This is a genomic window from Mycobacterium sp. 1245801.1, assembly GCF_001673055.1.
In the GTDB taxonomy this organism is placed as follows: Bacteria; Actinomycetota; Actinomycetes; order Mycobacteriales; family Mycobacteriaceae; genus Mycobacterium; species Mycobacterium europaeum_A.
This window is the reverse complement of record NZ_LZKY01000285.1, coordinates 21,988-32,096: the sequence shown is the minus strand read 5'-3', so window position 1 is coordinate 32,096 and position 10,109 is coordinate 21,988. Positions and strand designations below refer to the sequence as shown.

Here is a 10,109-nt window from a genome sequence, read left to right as displayed (position 1 = left end):
CGCGGAGTCCGCGGGAGGCGGCGGCGCGGCAGCGACGGGCGCCGGCGCCGGCCGCACCGAATCCGGTGCGGCGGTGGCCGGTACGGGCGCGGCGGTGAGCGGCGCGGCGGCGGCCAACTTCGATGCGGTGGGCGGGCTGATTGGATCGGCGGGTGACGGGCCGGACGGCGCGGACCCCTTCACCGACGGTGGCAAGGACGGCTTGGACGAAACCCCGTTCCACCCAGAAGATCTCGAGGACGCCGACGCCAAGGCGCCCGCCGACGACGCGCCCGCCGGCCAGGCCGCCGAGGATGGGCAGGCCCAGCCCGTCGACGAAGCCGCGCCGCCCCCACCGCCGAGACCACCGCCGCCGAGCCCTCCGCCCAGATCGCCACCACCGAGTCCGCCGCCCAGGTCACCGAGTCCGCCCAGGCCGTCCGCCGGCATGCCCAGGGCATCGCGGATCCCGGCGCCCCAGTCCGCGGGAGGCGGCGGCGCGGCAGCGACGGGCGCCGGCGCCGGACTCACCGAATCCGGTGCGGCGGTGACCGGTACGGGCGCGGCGGTGAGCGGCGCGGCGGCGGCCAACGTCGGTGCGGGTTGCGCCGGCGGGGCGAGCGGCACCGGCGCAACACCGGTTCCGAGATCACCGGGAAATTCGAAGCGCGCCGTCGGGACGGCGGCCATCTTGTCGATGACCATGGCGTAGGACGTGTCGACCCCGTCCGACGCCGACCGCACCCCGGTCAACCAGTCGTTGCGAATGTCGTTGTCCACGTAGGGCATTACCTGTTGGCGGATCACGTCCGCCGGGCCGTCTCGGTCCCCGGCCATGACGGCGGCAGCGGCGGCGAGCCATGCCGGCCGGTGGGCACGCACCCGGTCGTCGACGGTGATGACGGTCGCCACCTCCGAATCGACCAGGTACCACAGGTTGTCGCGGAGTGACTCGTACCGTTGGGCCGCCGCGCGCAGTTCGCTGGCAACGGCGTCCGCGGCGTCGCAGTGCCGTTGCAACAGCTGCACCGCGGCGTCCCCGCCCGGGCCCGTCCACGCCGCGGCCAGCTCGGCCACCTGGGCGCGCTGCATGCGCAACGCTTCGGCCGCCACCACGCCCGCCGCCCGCAGCTCCGCACAGTCGCGGTCCAGCGCGCGCAGGTCCAGGCCGTCCTCGCCCGCATACCACTCCCGGACGCGGGCGGGATGCGTTGTCAGATCAGCGTTTTCGTAGCCCAACGCATGACAGGCCTGCACATAGGCCTGGGTGTGCTCGACAAAATCCCGGCCCTCGGCGAGCCGGGCGGCCACGTCCAACCGGTCGGCCATCGGCTAGGCGATCCGCGCCGCGGCATACAGGTCGGCGTCGGCGTAGCGTTCGGCGCTGGACCGCAGCGCGACGGCGATCTCCCCCGACGCGCGCCCCCACTGCGACACCTGCGCCACCAGCCGCTCGACTTCGACGCGCAGGGCGTCACCGCGCGCGGTGTGCGCGCGCCCCGCGGCGGCCCCGCCGAACGCCAGCCTGGCCAGGTGATCGCTCACCGCGCGGTCGATGAAGTCGGCCGCCATGGCGAATTGATTGGCGACCCGCTGTGTGGCCGGCGCGTCGAACTGGGTGACGGCTAAGGGTCGTGTTCCCCCAACGGATTTCATGCCTTATCCGACGCCCGCTGACGGGGCGGGGTTCCGATGGGTTAGGAGATCTACAGCGCGTCGCTGACCGCTTCGGCGACCCGGGTGGCGATCCGCGCGGCGGTGTCCTTTTCCGGCGCTTCCACCATGACGCGGATCATCGGTTCGGTTCCCGAGGGGCGCAACAGGATTCGGCCGGTGTCGCCCAGCTCGGCCTCGGCCTGCCCGAGGGCGGTCTGAACCGCGGGCGCGCTGGCGGCGGTGTCCTTGTCGGCGACGGTGACGTTGATCAGTACCTGTGGCAACGTCTGCATGGCCGAGGCCAGCTCGGCCAGCGACGAGCCGGTCTGCACCATGCGGTTCATCAGCCGCAGGCCGGTGACGATGCCGTCACCGGTCGAGCCCAGCGCGGGCATCACGATGTGCCCGGACTGCTCGCCGCCCAGGCTGTAGTCGCCGGCCCGCAACTCCTCCACGACGTAACGGTCGCCAACGCCGGTGGTGCGCACCGTGATTCCCGCCGAGCGCATGGCCAGGTGCAGGCCCAGGTTACTCATCACGGTGGTGACCAGCGTCTTGGACGCCAGCTCGCCGGCCTCGTGCATCGCCGTCGCGAGCACCACCATGATGTGGTCGCCGTCGACCAGGTTGCCTCCTGCGTCGATGGCCAGGCACCGGTCGGCGTCGCCGTCGTGCGCCAGGCCCAGGTCGGCGCGGTGCGCGACGACCGCCGCGCGCAGCGAATCCAGGTGCGTCGACCCGCAGTTGTCGTTGATGTTCAGGCCGTTGGGGTCGGCGTTGATGGCGATCACCCGGGCGCCGGCCGCGCGGTAGGCCCGCGGGGCCACCGCGGAGGCCGCGCCGTGGGCGCAGTCCACCACCACGGTCAAGCCGTCCAGGCGCAGGGTGCTGGCCTTGCTCAGGTGGCGCAGGTAGCGGTCGGCCGCGTCCTCGGCGTCGATCACCCGCCCGATCCCGGCGCCGACCGGGCGCAGCCCGGGATCGACAGGGACATCAGCCAGCAACGCTTCAATGTCATTCTCGGTGCCGTCGTCGAGCTTGTGGCCGCCGGGGCCGAAGATCTTGATGCCGTTGTCGGGCATCGGGTTGTGCGACGCGGAGATCATCACCCCGAAGTCGGCGTCGTAAGCGCCGGTCAGGTAGGCGACCGCGGGGGTGGGCAGCACCCCGACCCGCAGCGCGTCGACGCCCTGACTGGTCAGCCCGGCGATCACCGCGGCCTCCAGCATTTCGCCGCTGGCCCGCGGATCGCGGCCGATCACCGCGACCCGCCGCCCCGGTGCCGGCGCGCTCGCCAGGTGCCGCGCCGCCGCCGAACCCAGCGCCAGCGCCAGCTCCGCGGTCAACTCGCGATTGGCGACCCCACGGACACCGTCGGTGCCGAATAGTCGACCCATGCGAACAAACCTCTCACAGTTGTCGGGCTAGCACCTAACGTGCCCGTTCCTTTGTGAATGAAACCGGCCATGCCGGGGCGCAGACACGCCGCAACCGGCCACAACTTGTGCACCGCGATGCCAAGTTGTGGCCGGATAGCGATCGCTCGATCAGCGCTTGCTGTACTGAGGCGCCTTGCGGGCCTTCTTCAGGCCGTACTTCTTGCGCTCGGTGGCACGCGGGTCACGGGTGAGGAAGCCGGCCTTCTTCAGCGGGGGCCGGTCCTCGGGCTGCGCCAGGATCAGCGCCCGCGCGATGCCCAGCCGCAGCGCGCCGGCCTGCCCCGACGGACCGCCGCCGTGCAGCAGCGCGTAGATGTCGAAGCTGTCCACCCGGTCGACGGTGACCAGCGGGGCCTTGATGAGCTGCTGGTGCACCTTGTTGGGGAAGTAGCCCTCCAGGGTGCGGCCGTTCAGGTTGAACTTGCCGGTGCCGGGCACCAGGCGCACCCGCACCACGGCCTCCTTGCGGCGGCCGACGGTCTGGATGGGCCGGTCGAAGACGAAGGACTCGGCGGGCGCGGCGACTTCGGCGGTCTCGGAGGCCTCCACCGGGGCCTCGGTCACCTCGGCGGCCTCTGCGACTTCTGCGGTCTCCGGGTTCTCCGGGTTCTCCGGGTTTTCGGGGTTTTCCAAGGCCTCGGTCGTTTCGGTCACTGGGCCACCTGCTTGATCTCGTACGGGACGGGCTGTTGTGCGGCGTGGGGGTGCGTCGGGCCGGCGTAGACGTGCAGCTTGCGCGCGATCTGGCGGGCCAGCTTGTTCTTGGGCAGCATGCCGACGATCGCGTCCTCCACGACCCGGTCGGGGTGCTTGTCCATCAGCTCGCGGATCGTCCGGCTGCTCAGACCGCCGGGATACCCCGAGTGGCGGTAAGCCAGCTTCTTGTCCAGCTTCTGGCCGCTGAACGCGACCTTGTCGGCGTTGATGACGATGACGTAGTCACCGCCGTCGACATTGGGGGTGAACGTCGGCTTGTGCTTGCCGCGCAGCAGGGTGGCTGCCGCGACGGCAAGGCGGCCAAGCACCACGTCCGTGGCGTCGATGACGTGCCACGACCGCGTGGTGTCACCCGCCTTTGGCGTGTACGTAGGCACAGCGCTTACCTTCTTTTCTCGAGGTGGATCCCGGTATGACCCGGGGGCCGGTCAGGCGTTCGCGGTAAGGGCTTGGTCTCGGCGACCGACATTGACCCGAGGCCCCGGCGTACCGCACGCCAACGGAGCAGCTTACCGACCGCCATCCCCGCAGGTCAAAATGACTGTGTGGTCCCGACGGCTCTCCCCCGTCAGGACCACACAGTCTCACGGCGCGGCTCGAACCGCGCGGTGTCCCTTCGGCCGCTAGCGCGCCCAGCTGCCGGCGGCCCGGCGGTCGGCGTTGGCCACCTCTTCGGCGCCGTCGCGTACCGCGTTTCCCAGCTCGGCCAATATCTCGTTGAGCGCCGTCGCCGACTGATGCCATTTCAGCTGTTCGGCCTGGTAGGCGGTGGCCGCTTCGCTGGTCCAGAGTTGCCGCAGCGGTGCGATCTGCGAGCTCAGCTCGTCGAGCGCGGCGTTGAACCGGGCCGACGTGGCGTGGATGTCCTGGCGCACCGAGTGTTCGATTTCGCCGAAGTTATAGGAAAGCACCGGGTCCACGGCGATCCTCTCTCCTCACAGGTTTCCGCCGGCGGCGGCGATGTGGTGTGCGTGGTTATGGCCGGCCTCCTGCAGGGTGGCGGCGTTGTGCCGAATGGTGTCGGCGATCGTGCTCAGCGCGTGGTAGAGCCTCAGCGACTCGGCGTTCCAGCGGTCCATCACGTCCTTGAAGCGCGCGGCCGCCAGCCCGCCCCACGCCGAGTGCGGCACGCCGTTCATGCGGCCGACGAATGCCTGCAGCATCGCCCGGATTTCCTCGTTGCGGACGTCGGTGGTACCCGCGACCGACCGCATCAGGTCGAAGTCGGCGCTCAGTGCATTTCCGGACATACCAATTTCGACCTGCGCCGTGGCCCTTTGGTTCCACCGAGTTTTCAGCCGATCGCGTGGGCCGATCGCACCGCCTGTTCGCAGGCATCGCGCACGGTGTTTTCGTCGCCGGGCCGGCTCTGGCAGCCGATGCTGATCCGGACCGGGCCGTCCAGCAGCACGGTCCAGCGCACCTGATGGCCGGCGCGCACCTCGCGGTACGTCACCGCCGGTCGGCCGGCGCTGGTTGCGGACGGGTCGAAGTCGACGAATACGCCGGGGGGCTCGGCGTCGATCGCGCGCTTCAACCGGTCCGCGGTGCCGTTCAGTGTCTCGCCCGCTACCGGGGACTGGGTGATGTGCAAGGCGACGTCGGGATCCGTCGGGGACGTGACCTGTACGCGCGCCGAGCCCGGCCCGCTGAGCACCCGTTGCGTCGACCAGGTCGTCGGGACCGACAGCGCCACCCGGCCTTCCACCAGAAAGGTTGTGGGCGCGGTTGCCACCGGTTTGGGCGCCGCGGCGCCGGGCCGGCCCGTGGTCAGCGCCGTCGGCGCCGCCGCGGCGACGACGATCAGGGCCGCCCCGAGCGCGCTCAGCGTGCGACCGCGCCATCGGACGGCGCCGGCGGATTGGCCGGCAGCCCGTGCGGGGCGGGCGGGCCGTGCGAGCCGGACCAGCCGGATGTCGTTGATCTGGTGAGTGTTCGGGCTTTCCGGTCCGGTTCCGCGCACCGCGTCGGCGATCAACGTCGCCAGCGCCGACGCACCGGTGACGGTGCTCGGCGTGTCGATCAGCACGGCCGCGGGGGCCATCCCGGCGACGATGTCCGCGACGTCGCGGGCGACGGACTGCGGTTCGGCATTGCGCGGTACGGCGGTGACCTCATTGGTGGTGATCGCCACCAGTCGCTCGGCGATTTCGACCACCACGGTCGCGTCCGGCGCGGCGCCGGATGCCTGCATCAGCAGCGACGACCGCGTACGCGTCCGGACCTCGCCCGCCACGGCGGCACCGGCCGCGCGCACCACGCCCACCCGCGCGGCCGACCACCACGACGGATGCACGACCACCAGCGCCTCGCAGTGCCCGCGGATTGCCGATCGCAGCGCGGTTTCCCACAGCGCGTCAACGGCCACCGAGCGCTCCCCCACCAGCGCCACCCGGTCGTCTATCGCATCCAGCGCGGCCCGCACGGTGTCGAGCGACTCGGCATCAACGACAGTGCCTGTGGCGCAACATAATCGGCGGATGGTGCCCGGGCCGGCTTCGACGATCGCGGGATGCTCGTTCATGGCGGGCTCCAGGCGACCTGGACGAGTTCTTCGCCACCGCCGCGAGTGGTCAGCACGCCGCGGCCCGGCGGCAATCTCAGCGACTGAGTGGAACCGAACGACCCGCCGTCGCCCGGGCATCCGCTCATCGTCAGCGTCGTGCAACCGAGGTCGCGCAGGCTCGCCAGCAGTGGCTCGAACATCGCGCGCTCGAGGCCGCCGCTGCGCCGGGCAATGACCAAATGCAATCCCAGATCCGCCGCGTACGGCAAGAATTCGACGATCGGCCCCAGGAGGTTGCCCGCCGGGGTGGCGACCAGGTCGTAGTCATCGACGATGACGTAGAGCTGCGGTCCGGACCACCAGGTGCCGCTGCGCAATTGGGCCTGGCTGGCGTCGGGCGGCGGCATCCGCGTCCGCAGCGACTCGAGCAGGTTTTGCAGCGATACGGCCAGGGCGGCGGGTGACATCGCGTAGCCGTCGAGATGGTCCGATTCGACGACACCGAGCAGGGTGCGGCGGAAGTCGACGACCAACAGCCGGGCCTGCGTGGGCGTCCTCGTCCGCACGATCTCCCGGCACAACGTCCGCAGCGTGGCGGTCTTGCCGCACTCGTTGTCGCCCAGCACGAGCAGATGCGGCACTCGCGCGAAATCGATTGCCACCAAATCTAATTCCCGCTCCCGCAGACCCAGCACCATCGGCGCGCCCGGATCCGGTTTCGATCCGCGAACGATATCCTCGCGATCCACCCGCAGGGGCAGTAGCGGTATCGGCGGGGCGACCGACGCACCGGCGGGGACCTCGGCGATGGGCGCGGCGATCACCATCTGCAGGCCCTCGGGGGAAAGACCTCGGCCCGGTCTGTCGCGCGGCACATGCTGCGCGGCCCGGCGGTCGATTTCGGAATCGGCGGGGTCGCCCAGCCGTAACTCGATGCGGCTGCCGATCTGGTCCCGCAGCGAAGGCCGGACCTCGGCCCACCGCGTGGCCGACAACACCAGGTGCACGCCGAACGAAAGCCCGTGGGCCGCCAGCGCGATGATCGGCTCCGCCAGTGATTCGAATTCTTGGCGCACGCTCGCCCAGCCGTCGATGACGAGGAACACGTCGCCGAACCGATCGTCGCTCATGCGCCCCTGGCGGTATTGGGCGATCGAGGCGATGCTCTGCTCCCGAAACAGCGCTTCGCGGCGACGAATGACCGACTCGCATTCGGCGACTATCCGGCCGGCCAGCCGGGGATCCGCGCGTCCGGCGACCGCGCCGACATGGGGCAGCGCGTGCACCGTCGACAGGGCCCCGCCACCGAAATCCAGGCAGTAGAACTGCACCTGCCCGGGATCGTGCGTGGCGGCCAGGGCGGTGATGAGCGTGCGCAGCGCCGTCGACTTTCCCGCTTGGGGCGCACCGACCACGGCCACGTGGCCTGCGGCCCCGGACAAATCGACGATCAGCGGTGTCCGGCACTGATCGAAGGGGCGGTCGACGCTGCCGATGGGCACCGTCAGGCGTCCCGGCATGCGGTCGGCGTCGGCCAGTAGGGTCTGCAGCGCCGGTGCCGGCCCGAGTGGGGGCAGCCAAACCCGGTGCGCGGGCGGGCCTTGGCCGGACAACCGGTCCAGGACGGCGTGCGAGATGTTCCTTTCGGGCTTCCCCCTCGCCGTGACGGCCCGGGCGACGGCACCGGTGGCGCCGGTGCTGAACACCCGCACGCCACCGGCCGTCGCGACGGGGACCCGAGCCGGCGTGTACGTGGGCAGCGGCGCCGAAACGGAGGCGGCCTGGAAGCGAATCGGTTCGCCGCCGCTCACTCGCAGGAAGCCGCAACCGGGGGCGCTTGGCAATCGGTAGGCGTCGAGGTTGCCCAGCAGGGTTTGGGATTCGGCGGCCGACAGCGTCTTCAGGCAGAGTCGATACGAGAGGTGGGCGTCCAGCCCACGTAGCCGGCCCTCATCGAGGCGCTGGCTGGCCAGCAGCAGGTGCACGCCCAGCGACCGGCCCAGACGGCCGATGGCGACGAACGTGTCAGCGAAATCGGGTTGCTGGCTGAGCAATTCGGAGAACTCGTCGACGATGACGAACAGCGTGGGCAGCGGGGGCAACGCCGCACCGGCCGCCCGCACGCGCTCGTATGCGGTGACGCTGACGCAGCCCGCCGTCCGCAGCACTTGCTGGCGGCGGTTCATCTCGCCGGCCAGGGCCTCGCGCATCCGGGCCACCAGCGGCGCGTCGTCGGCCAGGTTGGTGATCACCGCCGCCACATGCGGGGCGCTCGCATAGTCGAGAAACGTTGCGCCGCCCTTGAAGTCGACGAGCAGCAGGTTCAGCGCCTCCGGCGAATTGTGGGCCATCATGCCCAGCGCGATGGTCCGCAGCAGCTCCGACTTGCCCGACCCGGTGGCGCCGATGCACAGCCCATGTGGGCCCATCCCTCCTTCGGCCGACTCCTTGATGTCCAGCTCGATGGGCGCACCCTGCGCGGTGATTCCGATCGGTACGCGAAGGCGGTCGCGGTGGCGTTGACCGCGCCACAGCGTGGCCGGGTCGAAACGGTCGGGATCGGAAAGCCCCGTCAGCTCCGGCCAATTGGGGCCCGCACCCCTCGAGCTGTCCGCGTGCGGATGGTACCCGGCCAGCCGGCGGGCGCAAACCAGCGCGTCGATGGGCGACATCTGGTCGGGGCACCATCCCGGCGCCGGTGGGTCCGGCGCCGCGATGCTCAGCGGTGCGCCCTCGCGGGCGTTGCCCACGCCGAGGATGGTCGCGCCGACGATGGGGCCGGTGCTGTCGGCCAGATCGGTGACCACCACCACGTGGGCTCCTTGCACCGCGGCGAGCGCGCGCCGTGCCTGCGCACCACCCGAATAGACCATCCGCGCCGGGCCCACCGCGTCGGCATCGGTCGGATGTTGGTTGTGCGGCAGCCATTTCAACCAGTCCCAGCGCTCGCGGTTCTCATCGTCGATGGCGGCGGCGATGAGGACTTGATCGGGTGCGTGCAGCACCGCGAGCTGGCAGACAATCGTCCGCAGTAACCCGCGCGCCTCGGCCGGGTCGCCGTCGATCCGCACCACTGCACCGCCCCGAAGGTCGATCACGACCGGAGCGCGGATCGTCGCGTGCGCCTCCAGGAAGCGCCGTAGCGCCAGCGCGGTGACCGGATCGCGATGCTGCGGTGCAGGAAGCGACGGCGCGACCAATCGGCGAGCCAGTGGCTGGGGGCCAACGCCCACGCGCACGAGGCCGCATTCGGCACCGTCCGGTCGCCGCTCCCACATCCGCGGACCGCCGATCAAGGTCCACAGCGTGTCGGGATCGGGATGGTCCCGGATCGACGAGTAATGCTGTGCCGCGGCGATTTCGGACACGGACCGGCTCAGCCCGCTCAGGTAGTCGAGGTATTGGTCGCGGTCGGTGTCGATGCCACCGCCGCGACGGCGGGTGCCACCGGTCAGCGCGGTCAGCACGGTCGAGACCAGCATCATGGCGGGAAATGCCAGAAACATGGGAGTGCGGGCCGGACCGTTCCCGGCACTGAGCACGGCGGCCATCAGGCCCATGCACACCAGGGACAGCACCACCGGAAGTAGCCGCGGCAACAAGCCCGATGCTGCCGAGGACGGGAGGTCCGGCGGTGCGTCAACAACGATCTCCGCGGCCGGCATCCCCGACACCGCCGGCAAATACTGGGTCACCTCATCCCCTTCCCGGTGCGATGACGTTAGGTAGCACTGACATCGGCGACAAGTCACCTGGGGACAGCCGGACACCGCAACGCTCGAACCCGGTTATGTTGTGCCTCAGTCCGACCG

The 10,109-nt window shown here is 70.7% G+C and carries 9 protein-coding genes; all 9 read right to left on the bottom strand.

Annotation, left to right across the window (positions count from 1 at the left end):
- A partial coding sequence (locus A5622_RS18445) for a hypothetical protein (protein WP_082994629.1) occupies nucleotides 1-1,308 on the bottom strand: 1,308 nt, incomplete at its 3' end.
- Nucleotides 1,309-1,311: 3 nt separating this feature from the next.
- The gene (locus A5622_RS18440; RefSeq protein ID WP_066880450.1) at nucleotides 1,312-1,635 is read right to left on the bottom strand and encodes a hypothetical protein; all 324 of its coding nucleotides are present in this window, start codon (nucleotides 1,633-1,635) and stop codon (nucleotides 1,312-1,314) included.
- A gap of 50 nt (nucleotides 1,636-1,685) precedes the next feature.
- Complete coding sequence (gene glmM, locus A5622_RS18435; protein WP_066866308.1) at nucleotides 1,686-3,032, bottom strand: phosphoglucosamine mutase; 1,347 nt, start codon at nucleotides 3,030-3,032, stop codon at nucleotides 1,686-1,688.
- 150 nt (nucleotides 3,033-3,182) lie between these two features.
- A complete protein-coding gene (rpsI, locus tag A5622_RS18430; protein WP_197497998.1) occupies nucleotides 3,183-3,638 on the bottom strand; it encodes a 30S ribosomal protein S9 in 456 nt (151 codons plus the stop codon).
- An 86-nt stretch (nucleotides 3,639-3,724) separates the two neighbouring features.
- Nucleotides 3,725-4,168 (bottom strand): 50S ribosomal protein L13, encoded by a 444-nt coding sequence (gene rplM / locus A5622_RS18425; protein ID WP_066880449.1) that lies wholly within the window; start codon nucleotides 4,166-4,168, stop codon nucleotides 3,725-3,727.
- Nucleotides 4,169-4,414: 246 nt separating this feature from the next.
- Nucleotides 4,415-4,717 (bottom strand): WXG100 family type VII secretion target, encoded by a 303-nt coding sequence (locus tag A5622_RS18420; RefSeq protein ID WP_156753007.1) that lies wholly within the window; start codon nucleotides 4,715-4,717, stop codon nucleotides 4,415-4,417.
- A 9-nt stretch (nucleotides 4,718-4,726) separates the two neighbouring features.
- Nucleotides 4,727-5,041, bottom strand: a complete 315-nt coding sequence (locus A5622_RS18415; protein ID WP_066866283.1) for a WXG100 family type VII secretion target — start codon at nucleotides 5,039-5,041, stop codon at nucleotides 4,727-4,729.
- 44 nt (nucleotides 5,042-5,085) lie between these two features.
- Nucleotides 5,086-6,315, bottom strand: a complete 1,230-nt coding sequence (locus tag A5622_RS18410; RefSeq protein WP_066880448.1) for a type VII secretion-associated protein — start codon at nucleotides 6,313-6,315, stop codon at nucleotides 5,086-5,088.
- Complete coding sequence (gene eccCa, locus A5622_RS18405; protein ID WP_066880454.1) at nucleotides 6,312-9,962, bottom strand: type VII secretion protein EccCa; 3,651 nt, start codon at nucleotides 9,960-9,962, stop codon at nucleotides 6,312-6,314. Before eccCa ends, A5622_RS18410 begins: the two co-directional genes overlap by 4 nt.
- Nucleotides 9,963-10,109: the final 147 nt, after the last annotated feature.

Coding starts and splice junctions, on each gene's coding strand:
- A5622_RS18440 (WP_066880450.1), bottom strand. CDS start 1,635: ATGAAATCCGTTGGGGGAACACGACCCTTAGCCGTCACCCAGTTCGAC.
- glmM (WP_066866308.1), bottom strand. CDS start 3,032: ATGGGTCGACTATTCGGCACCGACGGTGTCCGTGGGGTCGCCAATCGC.
- A5622_RS18415 (WP_066866283.1), bottom strand. CDS start 5,041: ATGTCCGGAAATGCACTGAGCGCCGACTTCGACCTGATGCGGTCGGTC.
- A5622_RS18410 (WP_066880448.1), bottom strand. CDS start 6,315: ATGAACGAGCATCCCGCGATCGTCGAAGCCGGCCCGGGCACCATCCGC.
- eccCa (WP_066880454.1), bottom strand. CDS start 9,962: ATGCCGGCCGCGGAGATCGTTGTTGACGCACCGCCGGACCTCCCGTCC.